12 protein-coding genes are annotated in these 14,261 nt (G+C 74.3%); 5 read left to right on the top strand and 7 right to left on the bottom strand.

Translation table 11 applies throughout. From position 1 onward, the window contains the following. Nucleotides 1-31 precede the first annotated feature (31 nt). The 4 genes from D7I43_RS04920 to D7I43_RS04905 form a co-directional block, all read right to left on the bottom strand. Nucleotides 32-1,156, bottom strand: a complete 1,125-nt coding sequence (locus D7I43_RS04920; RefSeq protein WP_120327185.1) for a glycosyltransferase family 4 protein — start codon at nucleotides 1,154-1,156, stop codon at nucleotides 32-34. Next, entirely contained in the window at nucleotides 1,153-2,412 is a 1,260-nt protein-coding gene (locus tag D7I43_RS04915; RefSeq protein WP_120327184.1) for a M48 family metallopeptidase, read from the bottom strand. The genes D7I43_RS04920 and D7I43_RS04915 overlap by 4 nt, the downstream gene beginning before the upstream one ends. A gap of 468 nt (nucleotides 2,413-2,880) precedes the next feature. Continuing rightward, a complete protein-coding gene (locus D7I43_RS04910; RefSeq protein WP_120327183.1) occupies nucleotides 2,881-3,102 on the bottom strand; it encodes a hypothetical protein in 222 nt (73 codons plus the stop codon). A gap of 289 nt (nucleotides 3,103-3,391) precedes the next feature. Further along, on the bottom strand, nucleotides 3,392-4,834 hold the full coding sequence (locus D7I43_RS04905; RefSeq protein WP_120327182.1) for an NYN domain-containing protein: 1,443 nt from the start codon (nucleotides 4,832-4,834) through the stop codon (nucleotides 3,392-3,394). 137 nt (nucleotides 4,835-4,971) lie between these two features. Here D7I43_RS04905 and D7I43_RS04900 point away from each other — a divergent pair, with 137 nt between their 5' ends. From D7I43_RS04900 to D7I43_RS04880, 5 genes are all read left to right on the top strand, one after another. Beyond that, on the top strand, nucleotides 4,972-6,729 hold the full coding sequence (locus D7I43_RS04900; protein WP_120327181.1) for a DEDD exonuclease domain-containing protein: 1,758 nt from the start codon (nucleotides 4,972-4,974) through the stop codon (nucleotides 6,727-6,729). Nucleotides 6,730-6,858: 129 nt separating this feature from the next. Next, on the top strand, nucleotides 6,859-8,649 hold the full coding sequence (locus tag D7I43_RS04895; protein ID WP_120327180.1) for a RelA/SpoT family protein: 1,791 nt from the start codon (nucleotides 6,859-6,861) through the stop codon (nucleotides 8,647-8,649). Between the two features lie 52 nt (nucleotides 8,650-8,701). After that, nucleotides 8,702-9,244 (top strand): NUDIX hydrolase, encoded by a 543-nt coding sequence (locus D7I43_RS04890; RefSeq protein WP_120327179.1) that lies wholly within the window; start codon nucleotides 8,702-8,704, stop codon nucleotides 9,242-9,244. After that, nucleotides 9,241-10,146: a nucleotidyltransferase family protein gene (locus D7I43_RS04885; protein WP_120327178.1), complete on the top strand. Its 906-nt coding sequence runs from the start codon at nucleotides 9,241-9,243 to the stop codon at nucleotides 10,144-10,146. Before D7I43_RS04890 ends, D7I43_RS04885 begins: the two co-directional genes overlap by 4 nt. Then, nucleotides 10,143-10,430, top strand: coding sequence for an Lrp/AsnC family transcriptional regulator (locus D7I43_RS04880; RefSeq protein ID WP_120327177.1), 288 nt, complete (start codon nucleotides 10,143-10,145; stop codon nucleotides 10,428-10,430). The genes D7I43_RS04885 and D7I43_RS04880 overlap by 4 nt, the downstream gene beginning before the upstream one ends. Before the next feature lie 148 nt (nucleotides 10,431-10,578). Here the strand turns inward: D7I43_RS04880 and D7I43_RS04875 are convergent, their stop codons facing one another. From D7I43_RS04875 to qcrA, 3 genes are all read right to left on the bottom strand, one after another. Next, nucleotides 10,579-11,298 (bottom strand): DUF4142 domain-containing protein, encoded by a 720-nt coding sequence (locus tag D7I43_RS04875; protein ID WP_120327176.1) that lies wholly within the window; start codon nucleotides 11,296-11,298, stop codon nucleotides 10,579-10,581. A gap of 203 nt (nucleotides 11,299-11,501) precedes the next feature. Continuing rightward, entirely contained in the window at nucleotides 11,502-13,133 is a 1,632-nt protein-coding gene (gene qcrB / locus D7I43_RS04870; protein WP_120327175.1) for a cytochrome bc1 complex cytochrome b subunit, read from the bottom strand. After that, nucleotides 13,130-14,218, bottom strand: a complete 1,089-nt coding sequence (qcrA, locus tag D7I43_RS04865; protein ID WP_120327174.1) for a cytochrome bc1 complex Rieske iron-sulfur subunit — start codon at nucleotides 14,216-14,218, stop codon at nucleotides 13,130-13,132. Before qcrA ends, qcrB begins: the two co-directional genes overlap by 4 nt. Between the last annotated feature and the right edge of the window lie 43 nt (nucleotides 14,219-14,261).

The following is a 14,261-nucleotide window of genomic DNA, read 5'->3' as shown; positions in this document are numbered from 1 at the left end:
GCCCGGCGGGCTCGCGCCCCGGCCGGCGGCCTCAGCCGGCGAGCAGGTCCGCCATCCGTCGGGCCTGGGCCTCCCAGCGCCACTCCCGTTCCACCCAGGCGCGACCGGCGGCGCCGAACTGGCGGGCCAGGTCCCGGTCGGCGAGCAGGCGGGACACCCGGTCGGCGAGCTGGGCGACGTCGCGACCGCTCACCACGTACCCCGTCTCCCCCTCGCGAACGGCGTCCGGAGCGCCGCCGGAGTCCCCGGCGACCACCGGCAGGCCGGTCGCGGACGCCTCCAGGTACACGATGCCGAGCCCTTCCACGTCGAGGCCGCGGTTGCGGGTGCGGCACGGCATGGCGTACACGTCGCCGGCCGCGTAGTGCGCAGGCAGCTCGGCCGCGGGCACCGACCCGGTGAACACGACGTCGCGGTCCACGCCCGTCTGCCGGGCGAGCTTCTCCAGCGCGGCCCGGTACGGCCCGCCGCCCACGATGAGCAGGGCCGCGTCGGGCACGCGGCGGCGGATCTCCGGCATGGCGCGGATGAGCATGTCCTGACCCTTGCGGGGCACCAGCCGGGACACGCACACGACCACCGGCCGGTCGGAGAGCCCCAGCCGGGTACGCACCGGTTCCCCGTCGACGTCGGGGTGGTAGGCGTCCACGTCCACGCCGGGCGCGAGCCGGTGCAGCTCGGTGAGCCCGTGCAGCACGCGGGCGAGCCGGGTGCGGGTGTACTCGCCGAGGTACGTCGTCACGTCCACCCCGCGCCCGATCCGGCGCAGCGCGGCACGGGCACCCGGAAGCGCGGCCCAGCCGACCTCGTGCCCGTGCGTCTGTGCGACGACCCGGCGGATGCCCGCCCGGCGCCGCAGCCCGGCGGCGAGGAGCCCGAGCGGCGCCGCCGCGCCGAACCACACGGTGTCGCAGTCGTACACGCGGGCGAGCCGGGCGGCCCGCCGGGCCACCAGCGGGGTGGGCAGCAGCACCCGGGTGCGTTCCCGGATCACCTCGAACGGCTGGTCGGCGTCGAACTTGTCAGCTCCCCGCCAGCTCGACGCGTACACGACCACGGACCCGCTGGGCTGGCGCACGGCGAGGTTGTGCACGAAGGACTGGATGCCGCCGGGACGGGGCGGGAAGTCGTTGGTGATCAGCAGCGTCCGGCTCATCTGCCGGCCTCCCTGGCGTAGGCGCGGGCGGCGGCCATCCGCTCGACCGTGGACGGGTGGGTGGCGGAGTACAGGTACTCCCAGCGCGGCGGGTCCGGGTCGGAGAGGTTCACCGAGGACAGCCGGCGCTGCATCGACTCGAACGCGGCCGGGTCGCGGGTGAGCGCCAGCGCGTGCGCGTCGGCCCGCGCCTCGACGCGGCGGGAGATCAGCGCCTGGACCGGCGCGGCCACCAGCCCGACGACCGTCACCAGGGCGACCAGCAGCGGGAACGCGCGCGGTTGGGCGACCGAGTCGACGCCGGCGAGCCGCAGCAGCGGCCCCCACGAGCCGATCAGGTAGAGCACCACCACGGCCGCCGCGGCGCCGAGCGCGCCGGTCAGCGTGCCGACCGTGACGTCCCGGTCGCGGGCGTGCCCCAGCTCGTGCGCCACCACGGCGGTCACCTCCTCGGGCGGGGCCTCGCGCAGCAGGGTGTCGTAGACCACCACGCGCCGGGTCGGTCCGATGCCCGAGACGTACGCGTTGACCGCCCGGGTGCGCCGCGAGGCGTCGGCGACCAGCACGTCCCGCACCGGTACGCCGTCGCGGGCGGCCATCGCCATCAGTTCGGTGCGCAGCGGCCCCTGCTCCATCGGCGTGAACCGGTTGAACACCGGCTCCACGAGCACCGGCAGCACGAACGAGAGCAGCACCACGAGGCCGGCGGCCCCGGCCGCGCCGAACGCCCACCACCAGCGCGGCGCGAGGCGGATCACCGTGTAGAAGCCCAGCAGCGCCACGGCGCCGATCACGGCGCTCACCGCGTACGACTTGAGTAGGTCGACCGCCCAGCCGCCCCAGCCGTTGGTGCTCAGCCCGTAGCGGGTGAGGACGGCCTGGCGCCAGGCGGCGAACGGGAGGGTGACCAGGTCGGCGACGAGCACCACGGCGAGCCCACCGAGCACGGCCTGCGCGATCCAGTGCCCGCCGAAGGGGCGCCCGACGAGTTCGACGAGGCGGCTGCCCAGCGGGGTGAGCCCGAGCGCGAGAGCGACCAGCAGGCCGACGGCCAGGCTCGCGTACGTGCCGGGACGCAGCGCGCCCCGGAACTCGCGCCCGCGGGCCACCTGGTCGGTCGGGAGGTCGCGCAGGGCGGCGAGCTGGTCGGCCCGCGGGGCAGGCGGCCGGTGCCAGGGGATCAGCAGCGCCACGGTGACCACCAGGGCGAGGGCGAGCCCGGCCAGGGTCACCACCGCCCAGGCACGGGGGCTCATCCCGGCACCCCTTCCCGCGGGTGCCTGCCCCCGCCCCGCGATACCCGCGTCATCCGCGCTCCTCCCGCTGTGACCGCCCATCCTAGGGCTCGCGGCCCGACACAGCGCGGTCCGGACCACCCGGCGGTCGGTCCGACGGGACCGTTACGCCGCCCCCGACAGGCCGACAGGCCGACAGGCCGCGCCCCGCCCCGGCCGGCCAGCGCACTACGCCCCGGCCGCCAGCCGGCCCCGCCCCGACAGGCCGGCACGCCCCCGCCTCAGCCGACCGGCACGCCGCGCCCCAACCAGGCCCGGCACGCCCCCGCCTCAGCCGACCGGCACGCCGCGCCCCAACCAGGCCCGGCACGCCGCCCCGGCCGGCCGACACGCCACACCGCGCCCCGACCGGCCGGCACACCGCGTCCCGCTCCGGCAGGCCGGCCCGCCGCGCACGGCAGGCCGGCACGCCGTGCCTCGGCGAGCAGGTCAGGCGATCCGGCGGCGGCGCATCGGGCGGGGCCGCGCGGCACGGGGACGCGGTGCGGACAGCACCTCCACCTCGAAGCCGGCCCGGGCGAACACCTCGATCGCCCGGTGCTCGGCGGCACCGAGGTCGGCAGCCGGGGACCGGTCGTCGAACAGGGCGGTCACCAGGCAGTCGGAACAGCCGTCGCCCCGGATGTCGCACCGGTCGCAGTCGATGAGCATGAAGCCTCCTGACGGGCTGCGGCGGCCGGACGACCATCGCCGCCCGACCACCGTCGGTCACGCCGACCCTACGGCGGGGGTACGACAGAACCGGACAACCGGCATCCACTCGCCCCGAACCCGATCAAGCCACCCCGGGGCGACCCACGCTTCATCGGGGCGGCGCGGCGGGAGCCACCCCCACGAGTGGGACGGACACGAACCCGGCCCACGAGCAGGGCGGGAGCTGCCCCGGCACGCGAGCGGTCGGGAGCTGCCCCCGGCCCGCCTCACGACGGTCGGGAGCGGGTCAGGAGCGGGCCAGGCGCCGCAGCAGCGAGTCGGCCCCGAGCGGGTACGCGCCGTGGCGGCGTACCCCGTCGGCGACCTCGCGGTCGGAGGAGATCACCACGACCGGGCGGCCCGGCGGTTCGGCGCGGACGAGACGGCGGATCAGCTCGTCGGCGGTCTCCCCCTTGCGCGAGAAGAGCACCCGCACGCCGCGCGGGGCGGGCGGCAGGCCGGGTATCCGTTCCGCGCCGTCGAAGACCACCGTCACCTCGTCGCCGGTCTGCGCGGCGATCCCGCCCAGGCCGGAGATGAGGCGTTTGCGCTGCTGTTCCAGGGACATCTCACCGAAGCCGCGCTTGGTGACGTTGTAGCCGTCCACCACGAGGTGCGCCCGGGGCAGCGCGAGCAGCTGGTCCAGACGAGCGGGATCGTCGGTGTCGCGGGCCCGGGTGGCGGCGCCGGCCGTGACGCCCGGCTGATCGGCCGACGTGGCGGCCACGACGTCGGCCGGCAGCAACTCGACCGGGTCGAGCGCCAGCTCGCGGCGGAGCCCGACGGCGGCCTGGCTGATCGTCTCCAGCAGCAGCCAGAGCCGGGCCTCGTCGACCGTACGCGCCTCCTTGGCGCTGGCCCGGGCCGCACCCGCGGCCGCCTCGGCCTCGGCCAGCCGTGCGCGGGCCCGGCGCAGCTCCGCCTCCGCGTCGGCGGCCGCCCGGGCCGCGCGGCCCCGTTCGGTGGCCAGCAGTTCGTTGGCGCGCCGCTCCCGGGCCTGCGTCTCGCGCAGCGAACGGGCCAGTTGCCGGGACTCCTCGCGGAGCTGGCCGAGTTCCTCGCGGACCCGGGCCAGCTCGTCGCGGAGCTTCTCCGCCTCGACCCGGGCGACCGCCCGGTCGTGCTCGGCGCGGGTGGCCCGCTGCTCGGCCTCGCGGACCAGCTCGGCGACGACGGCGCTGTCCGCCTCGGCGCGGACCGCGGCGCCGCTCGCCTCGATGAGGTCGCGCCAGCCGCGGGGACGGGCGAGGTACGCGAGCGCGCCCACCTCGACCGGGTCGGCGGCGGCCGGGGCGGTGCCCTCCACGACGGCGGCACCGAGGTCGCCGGCGTCGGCCAGCACCCGGGCGCTGACACGCTGCCGGAAGAGCGGGTCGGCGGTGAGCTGGGCGGCGATGGCCGGTGCGCCGAGGCGGGCCCGCCGGTTGGGCGCGAACTTCGCCACCCGGCGCAGCGGCACCGGCACCTCGTCGGAGGGAAGGGTGGGCAGCACCGCGGCGGTGAGCGTCACGATCCGCTGCCGCACGGGCTCGGGCAGGACCGGCTCCGGCTCCGGCGCTCCCCCGTCGTCGCCCGGGCCGGCGGAAGCCGACGCGCCCGCGGAAGCCTCGCCGACCTCACCGGCGCCCGACGCAGCGGCGGACCGGTCCTCCGGTGGGAGGTGGTCGTCGTACGGCTCGGTGAGGGGCATGTGGCAAGTCTCCCACCGCGACGGGGCCCACCGCCCGGCGAGTGAGCTGATCTCTCATCCTAGCCCCGGCGTGAGCACCGGGACGGCCGGGACGCGTGTGCACGGAGTGTCGGACGGGGACGCTAGCGTGCCGGCCGATGACACAGGCGGAGTACGTCCAGCAGACGCTGGCCGGTCTCGACCCCTCCCCGGGCGGCGGGATCGATCCGGCCCTGCCGCTGTACGCGACCACCTTCGTGGTGCTCGACCTGGAGACCACGGGGGGCGCCCCGGACGGGGGCGGGATCACCGAGATCGGCGCGGTGAAGGTGCGCGGCGGCGAGGAGCTGGGCGTGCTCGCCACCCTCGTCAACCCCGGGCAGCCCATCCCGCCGTTCATCACCGTGCTGACCGGCATCACCGAGGCCATGGTGGTGCCGGCGCCGTCGATCGAGCAGGTGCTGCCGAGCCTCCTCGAGTTCCTCTCCGACGCGGTGCTGGTGGCGCACAACGCGCCCTACGACGTCGGTTTCCTCAAGGCGGCCTGCGCCCGGCACGGCTACCGCTGGCCCAATCCCCGGGTGCTGGACACCGCCGCCCTGGCCCGGCGGGTGCTGACCCGTGACGAGGTGCCCAACCGGAAGCTGGGCACCCTGGCGGCCTACTTCCGCACGCGCACGCAGCCGAGCCACCGGGCGCTGGACGACGCGAAGGCCACCGTCGACGTGCTGCACGCGCTGATCGGCCGGCTCGGCGGGCACCGGGTCGAGACGATCGGCGACGCCATCGAGTTCGCCAAGGCGGTGACCCCGACGCAGCGCCGGAAGCGGCACCTGGCCGAGGGGCTGCCGAAGGCGCCCGGGGTGTACATCTTCCGGGCGGCCGACGACCGGCCGCTCTACGTCGGCACCTCCGGCGACATCGCCACCCGGGTCCGCAGCTACTTCACGGCCGCGGAGAAGCGCGCGCGGATCTCCGAGATGCTGGCCGCCGCCGAACGGGTCGAGGCGGTGGAGTGCGCGCACTCGCTGGAGGCGGAGGTCCGCGAGCTGCGGCTGATCGCCGCGCACGCGCCCCCGTACAACCGCCGGTCGAAGTTCCCGGAGCGGATGCTCTGGCTCAAGCTGACCGACGAGCACTACCCGAGGCTGTCGGTGGTCCGCGACCTCTCCCCCGCGGACCAGGCGTACCTCGGGCCGTTCAGCTCCCGCCGCACGGCGGAGCTGGCCGCCGCCGGCTTCTACGACGCCGTTCCGCTGCGCCAGTGCACCCACCGGCTCTCGCTGCGCACCGTCACACCGGCGTGCGCGCTGGCCGAGCTGGGCCGCTGCCCGGCGCCGTGCGAGCACCGGATCACCCCGGAGGAGTACGACCGGCGCGCCGCCGCCCCGTTCCGCGCCGCCACGGCCGACGACCCGCAGGTGGTGGTGGACGCGCTGCTGGCCCGGATCGAGGCGCTCTCCCGGGACCAGCGCTACGAGGAGGCGGCCGTGGTCCGCTCCCGGCTGGTCGCGGTGCTGCGCGCCGCCGTACGCATGCAGCGGCTCACGGCGCTCACGGGCATCGCCGAGCTGGCGGCGGCGCGACCGGCCGCGCGCGGCGGGTGGGAGCTGGCGCTGGTCCGGCACGGCCGGCTGGCCGGGGCGGGCGTGTCGCCGCCCGGCGTCCACCCGCGACCGACGTTGGCCGCCATCCGGGCGACCGCCGAGACCGTCCCGCCCGGGCACGGGCCGGTGCCCCGCGCCACGGCCGAGGAGACCGAGCGCATCCTGTCCTGGTTGGAACGGCCGGAGACGCGGTTGGTGGAGATGTCCTCCGGTTGGTCGTCCCCGGTGCGGGGCGCGGCACGGTTCCGCGACCTCCTGGCCAAGGCGGAAGCCGCGGCGTCCCACCAACTATCGACCGAACGCTCATGACCAACTGACCGATCGGACTACGTCGACTCCCTTAGGCTGTTAGAGAAGTGCAGTCCTGCCCGTTTCGTGGGCCTGCTCCCGGTTGCCGGTCCCCGGCGGCCGTGGGGCCGGGGTGAGGAGGTGTCCCTCGTGGACGTCGACGCCGGACACGGCGCCGCCCTGGGGGGCGCGCTTCCGACCCAGCCGGGCGAGCTGCCACTGACCCGTCGACTCCGGTCGTTGCTCGCCTGGCCGGGCGCCGAGACCGACCCGGTGAGTCATCTGGTCCGCACCCACCGGGGCATCCATTCGGGAGCCGACCCCGCGGTCCTGCGCCGGGCGTACACGATCGCGGAGACCATGCACCGGGGGCAGTTCCGCAAGAGCGGCGAGCCCTACATCACCCACCCGCTGGCGGTCGCCCAGATCTGTGCCGACCTGGGGATGGACACCACCACCCTGGTCGCGGCGCTGCTGCACGACACGGTGGAGGACACGCGCTACACGCTCCAGGCCCTCGCCGACGACTTCGGGCCGGAGGTGGCCCACCTGGTCGACGGGGTCACCAAGTTCGACAAGGCGTTCTACGGCAAGGCCGCCGAGGCCGAGACGATCCGCAAGATGATCATCGCGGCCGGCAAGGACGTCCGCGTCCTGATCATCAAGCTGGCCGACCGGCTGCACAACATGCGCACCCTCGGCGTCCGGTCGGCCGCCTCCCGGGAACGCATCGCGCGCAAGACCGAGGAGGTCCTCATCCCGCTCTGCGACCGGCTGGGCATCCAGACGCTCAAGCGGGAGCTGGACGACGTGGTGCTGCTGCACCTGCACCCGGAGGAGCACGCCCGCATCGCCCGGCACGTGCACGACCGCCCCGGCTGGGACGCGTACCTCGCGGAGGTCGTCGCGCAGGCCCGGGTGGCGCTGCGCCGCAACCGGGTGGACGCGGCGGTGAGCCCCCGCCCCCGGCACCTCTACTCGATCTGGAAGGACACCGTCGCGGGCGGCCACAGCGCCCCGTACGACCTGCCCCGCATCGCCGTGGTCGTGGACGGGCCGGCCACCGACTGCTACGCGGCGCTGGGCGCGATCCACGGGCTGTGGCGACCCGTGCCGGGCCGGTTCAAGGACTACATCGCCTCCCCGAAGAACAACCTCTACCGGTCCCTGCACACCAGCGTCTGCGGGCCGAAGAACCGCACGGTCGAGGTGCTCATCCGCACCGAGGAGATGCACCGGTCGGCCGAGTACGGCATCGCCGCGAACTACCGCTTCCCCCGGGCCGGCGGCGACGCGGCGGCCCGCGCCGAACAGCTGGCCTGGCTGCACCGGGTGCTCGGCTGGGAGCAGGACGCCGCCGACCCGGCGCAGTTCCTCCAGTCGCTGCGCTCCGACCTGGCCGAGGCGCAGATCCAGGTCTTCGCCGACGGACGGCAGGTCGTGCTGCCGGCCGGCGCCACCCCGGTCGACCTCGCGTACGAGCTGGGCACGGAACGCGGCGACCACTGCCTCGCCGCCCGGATCAACGGCCGCCTCGCCCCGCTGTCGTCGGAGCTGGAGGACGGCGACGTGGTGGAGATCTTCACGGAGAACGACGCCGACAACGGCTTCGAGGCGGAGGCCGCGCCGCGCGGCCCGCGCAAGGAGTGGCTCCGCTTCGTGAAGTCGCCGCACGCCCAGATGCAGATCAACCGCTGGTTCGCCGAGCACACCGAGCCCGGCATCTCGATCAGCGACAAGGTGCGGCTGGGGCGGGCCACCATCGGCCTCGCCCTGCGCCAGCACAACCGGGGGCTCGCGAGCGACCTGCCGCTGCTGCGGCTCGCCGAGGAGCTGGGCTACCCGGACCTGGAAACGCTGCTGGTGGCCGTGTTCGACCGGGTGATCGCGCCGGACGAGGTGGTCCGGCAGCTCATCGACCTCGTCGACCACCGCCAGTGACGGCCGGGCCCCGCCGGGCACGAGCGGCATTCGCGGCCACTAGCCTGGAGCCATGATCCCCCGCTCGCGCGCCACCGGACGCGCCGTGGCCTACCAGGTCTTCTACCGGCTGCCGCTGCCGCTGCGCCGCCGCCTGGTCCGGCTCGCCGTGCCGAAGTACATCGTCGGCGCGGTGACCCTGGTCCGCGACGCCGAGGCCGAGGGCGCGGGCCGGCTGCTGCTGCTCCGGCAGCCGCCCGGGCACAGCTGGACGCTCCCGGCCGGGCTGCTGCAACGCGGCGAGGCCCCGATCGTGGGCGCCGCCCGCGAACTGTACGAGGAGTCCGGCATCCGCCTTGCCCCGGCGCGGCTGCGCCCGGCCGTGCCGAACGCCGTGGTGCACGCCAAGGGCTGGGTGGACGTGGTGTTCGAGACGGAGGTGCCGGCGTCCACCACGGAACTCCGGGTCGACGGCGCCGAGGTCTTCGAGGCCGCCTGGCACCCGCTGGACGACCTGCCCCGCCTCAGCTGGCCGACCGCGCGGCTGCTCGCGTACTACGGCATCGGCCCGCTCGCGGGCCAGTTCCCGCCCCCGGTGCCCGGCGCGGAGGAGTGAGCGTGCCCGCGGCCGGCGCGGACGGCCTCTGCGCCGTGGTGCTCGCCGCCGGCGAGGGGACCCGGTTGCGGCCGCTGACCGAGCGGCTGCCCAAGGCGCTCTGCCCGGTCGGCAACGTGCCGCTGCTGGACCGGGCCCTGGCCCGGCTCGCGGGGCTCGGTCTGGCCGGGCCGGACCGGGTCGCCGTGAACGCGTGCTACCTGGCCGGGCAGGTGGTCGCGCACGTCGGGGACCGCGCGCACCTGTCCGTCGAGCCGGACGACCCGCTCGGGACCGCCGGCGGGGTGGCGAACCTCAGGGACTGGATCGCGGGCCGGCCCGTGCTGGTCGGCAACGCGGACGCCTACCTGGCCGACCCGGCCGCCCCGCCGGGCCCCGACATCGCCGCGCTGCTCGCGGACTGGGACGGCCACGAGGTACGCCTGCTCGGCCAGCCGGCCGCCGACCCGGCGGCTCCCGGGACGTTCAGCGGGCACGCCTTCACCGGGTTCTCCCTGCTGCCGTGGCGGTTCGTACGCGACCTTCCGGTGGGGTTCGGCGACCTCGTGCGCGCCGTGTGGCGCCCGGCCGAGGCGGCCGGCGCGCTGCGGGTGGTCCCCTACCGGGGCACGTTCTACGACACCGGCACCCCGGCCGACTACCTGGCCGCCAACCTGCACGCGGCCGGCGGCGACGCCCTGGTCGACCCGACCGCCACGGTCACCGGCGACTGCCGGGGCTCGGTGGTCGGCGCGGGCGCCGTCGTGCACGGCGACGTGGTCCGCTCCGTCGTGTGGCCCGGCGCGCGCGTACGGGCCGGGGAGCGGCTGTACGAGGTGATCCGGGCCGGGGACGACCTCACCGTGCCGGTGGCCGGGTCTAGCATGAGCGACGACGCCGACGAACGGAGAAGTGCCCCGTGATCACCGCGATCGTCCTGATCGACTGCGCCACCGACTCCATCCCGGAGGTGGCCGAGACCCTGGCCAACCTTCCCGGCGTCAGCGAGGTCTACTCGGTCGCCGGGCACGTCGACCTGATCGCCATGGTCCGGGTACGCGAATTCGACCAGATCGCCCAGGTGATCGCCGGCAGCATCTCCAAGGTGCCCGGGGTGCTGAACACGGAGTCGCACATCGCGTTCCGCGCGTACTCCCAGCACGACCTGGAGGAGGCGTTCGCCATCGGTCTGGCCAACGCCGACTGAGCACGGCGGCGCCGGAGCCCGCTGCGCAGGCCACGGCGGCGCCGGAGCCCACTGCGCAGGCCACGGCGGCGCCGGAGCCCACTGCGCGGGCAGACGCGGCCGACGGCCGGCCCATCCCGTGGATGGACCGGCCGTCGCGCTGTCCGGGTCAGCTGACGCCCGGAGCCGGGTTCTCGGTGGTGCCACCGCCCGGGGCCGGCGCCTCGGTCTCCGTGCCACCCGGAGCCGGCGACTCGGTCTCGGTGCCGCCCGGAGCCGGCGACTCGGTCCCGGTGCCACCGGGAGCCGGCGACTCGGTGGTGGCGCCGGGGCTCGGCGTACCGCTGGCGCTGGCCTGCGGCACCGGGATGCCCAGCTGCTCGGCGATCTGGACCAGCTCGTCGTAGTGGGCCTGGAGGGTCGGCAGCGCGGTCTGCGCCAGCTGGATCACCGACTGCTCGGAGCCCTGCGAGATCTCGGTCTGCGTGGCCTGGATGGCCTGGAGGTGACCGGCCAGCTGCGCCGTCACCCACTCCCGGTCGAAGTTCCCGCCACTGGCGTTGTTCAGCCGGTCGATCACGGACTGCTGGTCCGCGGTGGGCCCGTTGGGCAGCTTCACGTTGAGCTGGGAGGCGGTCTGCTGCACCGTCTGGTCCAACTGCGTGTGGTCGGTCACGAACATCTTGCCCAGGTCCTTGACCCGCTGGTTCTGGCCCTTCTGCTGGGCCAGTTCACCCGTGGTGATCTCGAACAGGTTGACCTGGTGGATCGCCTGCAGGTACTGCGTGTCCTGCGACGACGGCTGGGCCGCGGCCTGCGCCGCGGCTGCCGGGGCGACCCCGACCAGCACCAGCGCGGCCAGCAGGCCGAGACGTTTGATACCCAACATGCTTCCCCCCCCTTGAGACGTTGGACCGCACGGATACCCGGCTCACCGGGGTTATTCCTGCGATGCCCGGGCGCGAGGGGACGGCCCGGTCGGCCCCGTCGTCCGGCTCCGGGGCTCCCGGGCCCGGCCGGCCCGAGCGGGGCGGAAACGGACGTGGCGCCCGCCGGGGGATCCGGCGGACGCCACGTCGAGGCGGGTCGGGGTCAGCGGCGCGGCTCTCCGCTGCTGATCTCCTCGCGCTCCGGTCGGGGCTCGACCGGCGGGTGCCCCGGCGAGACCGGCGCCTCCACCGGCTTCTCGATCGGGTAGAAGAAGCCCCGGACCGCCGGGCCGAGGGCCCCGAGCCGGTTCATCTTCTTGGGCACGACCCAGCCGGTGTACTCGAGCGCACCGTGGCCGTCGCCGTGCTCCTGCGCCGCGCTGAGCGGCTGGTGCACCTCGACGAACCGGCCGTCCGGCAGTCGCCGGATGATGCCGGTCTCCACGCCGTGCGCCAGCACCTCCCGGTCGTGCTGCTGCAGACCGAGGCAGAGCCGGTAGGTGACGTAGTACGCGATCGGCGGCGCGATGAGCAGGCCGATCCGGCCGGCCCAGGTCATCGCGTTCAGGCTGATCTGGAACTTGTCCGCGATGACGTCGTTCGCCCCGGAGAGCGTCAGCACCAGGTAGAACGCCACGGCCATGGCGCCCACCGCGGTACGCGCCGGCACGTCACGGGGACGCTGGAGCAGGTTGTGGCTCTTGTAGTCCTTGAGGTGGCGTGCCTCCAGGAACGGGTAGAGCGTGGAGAGCCCGACCAGGATGCCGGGTAGCACGACCGTCGGCCAGAACAGCGGCGGGATGACGTACCCGTCGCCGATCGGGATGTTGATCTGCCAGGCCGGCATGAGGCGGGTCGAGCCGTCCAGGAACATGACGTACCAGTCCGGCTGGCTGGCGGCCGAGACCACCCACGCCTCGTACGGGCCGAAGAGCCAGATCGGGTTGATCTGGAACAGACCGCCCATCAGCGCGATCACGCCGAAGACGATCATGAAGAAGCCGCCCTGCTTGATGGCGTACCGCGGGAACATCCGCTCGCCGACCACGTTGCCGTTGGTCCGGCCCGGGCCGGGCCACTGGGTGTGCTTCTGCTTGAAGACCAGGCCCAGGTGAACGCTGATCAGCGCGACCAGCAGAGCCGGGATCAGCAGCACGTGGGCGATGAAGAACCGGCTGATGATGATCGTGCCCGGGAACTCCCCGCCGAAGATCGACGAGGTGACCCAGGAGCCGATCACCGGGATGGAGAGCATGATCGCCGAGGCGATCCGCAGACCGGTGCCGGACAGGCCGTCGTCCGGCAGCGAGTAGCCGGTGAAGCCGGCCAGGAAGCCGACCCAGAACAGCAGCGAACCGATGATCCAGTTCGTCTCACGCGGCTTGCGGAACGCGCCGGTGAAGAACACCCGCAGCATGTGCACGACGATCGCCGCCATGAACAGCAGCGCCGCCCAGTGGTGCATCTGCCGCATGATCAGACCGCCGCGGACCTCGAAGGAGATGTCGAGGCTCGAGGCGTACGCGGCGGACATCGGCGTGCCCCGCAGCGGGGCGTAGCTGCCGTTGTAGATCACCTCGGTCATCGACGGCTCGAAGAAGAAGGTCAGGAAGACCCCGGTGAGCAGCAGCACGATGAACGAGAACAGCGCGATCTCGCCGAGCAGGAAGGACCAGTGGTCCGGGAAGACCTTGTTCAGCAGCCGGCGCAGCGGGGTCGCCACCTGGAAGCGGTCGTCCACCCCCGCCGCCGCCTTGCCCGGCGCCGCCGCCAGGTCGAACTTACGACGCTTCATGGCCGCTCCCAGAAGTCTGGCCCGACGGTCTCCGTGAAGTCGGACTTCGCCACGAAGAAGCCCTCGGAGTCCACCTCGATCGGCAGCTGCGGCAGCCGACGGCTGGCGGGGCCGAAGACGGGCCGGGCGTTGTCGGTGATGAGGAACTGCGACTGGTGGCACGGGCAGAGCAGACGGTTGGTCTGCTGCTCGTACAGGCTGGCCGGGCAGCCCGCGTGCGTGCAGATCTTGGAGTACGCCGCGTAGTTGCCCCACATGTAGTCGCCGTGGCCGACCCGCTCGTTGGCCTGGCGCGACTTCTGCGCGTCCTCGTCCCGCAGGTGGATCAGCAGGGTCGGCGAGTCCGCGTGGCGGTTGCTGATGCCGTGCTCGATGCCCGGGAAGACGGTCAGCTGACCGCCGGCGCTGATGTCCGACGGGCGCACGGGGCGGCCGTCCTCCCGCACGAGGCGTACCTTCTGGCCGCCCTCGGCCGGGGCGAACCCGGTGGTGAACATCTGGTTGTTCTTGTGCGGGTTCGAGATCAGGCCACCGACCAGCGGCGCCGCGGCCACCGCGCCGACCGGCGCGAGGCCGGCCAGCAGCGAGATGCCGAGCAGCGGGCGGCGCTTCACACCCAGCTCGTCGGCCATGTAGAGCATCGTCTGCCCGGTGATGCTCCGGTCGTCCGGGGAGACCGCGCCCTCGTGCCGGTCCTGGATCGACACCTCCTTCGGCAGCAGCTTCTTGCCCCAGGTCAGGATGCCGAAGCCGATGCCGAGCAGGGACAGGCCGAGGGTGAGGCCGAGCAGCGGGGTGTACCACTTGTCGCTGCCGCGGCCCGGCGCGTACTCCCACGGCCACCAGATGTAGACGACCAGGAAGGCGGTCGCCGCCAGACCGGAGAGCAGGAAGAGCCACGCGACCAGGCGGACGAGGCGGCGCTCGGCCTTGCTGCCGGAGACCACCTGCGGCTCGTAGTGGACGATCTCGATGTCGTCCCGCCGGGCGCCCTCACGGACGATGTCGAAACGGGTAAGCCCGGGGGTGTTCACGTCGAGCGGTTCCCGACCCTGCTGGGCCTGGTGCTCGGTGTGCGTGCTCATGCCGTCACCTCGTTACGGGCGGTGCCGAGCGGCGGCACCACAG

This window comes from Micromonospora globbae, assembly GCF_003610785.1.
Classification (GTDB): Bacteria; Actinomycetota; Actinomycetes; order Mycobacteriales; family Micromonosporaceae; genus Micromonospora; species Micromonospora globbae.
Note: the sequence above shows the minus strand (reverse complement) of the source record. Positions and strands in the feature narration are given on the sequence as shown.

Coding starts and splice junctions, on each gene's coding strand:
- D7I43_RS04920 (WP_120327185.1), bottom strand. CDS start 1,156: ATGAGCCGGACGCTGCTGATCACCAACGACTTCCCGCCCCGTCCCGGC.
- D7I43_RS04915 (WP_120327184.1), bottom strand. CDS start 2,412: ATGAGCCCCCGTGCCTGGGCGGTGGTGACCCTGGCCGGGCTCGCCCTC.
- D7I43_RS04910 (WP_120327183.1), bottom strand. CDS start 3,102: ATGCTCATCGACTGCGACCGGTGCGACATCCGGGGCGACGGCTGTTCC.
- D7I43_RS04905 (WP_120327182.1), bottom strand. CDS start 4,834: ATGCCCCTCACCGAGCCGTACGACGACCACCTCCCACCGGAGGACCGG.
- D7I43_RS04900 (WP_120327181.1), top strand. CDS start 4,972: ATGACACAGGCGGAGTACGTCCAGCAGACGCTGGCCGGTCTCGACCCC.
- D7I43_RS04890 (WP_120327179.1), top strand. CDS start 8,702: ATGATCCCCCGCTCGCGCGCCACCGGACGCGCCGTGGCCTACCAGGTC.
- D7I43_RS04875 (WP_120327176.1), bottom strand. CDS start 11,298: ATGTTGGGTATCAAACGTCTCGGCCTGCTGGCCGCGCTGGTGCTGGTC.
- qcrB (WP_120327175.1), bottom strand. CDS start 13,133: ATGAAGCGTCGTAAGTTCGACCTGGCGGCGGCGCCGGGCAAGGCGGCG.
- qcrA (WP_120327174.1), bottom strand. CDS start 14,218: ATGAGCACGCACACCGAGCACCAGGCCCAGCAGGGTCGGGAACCGCTC.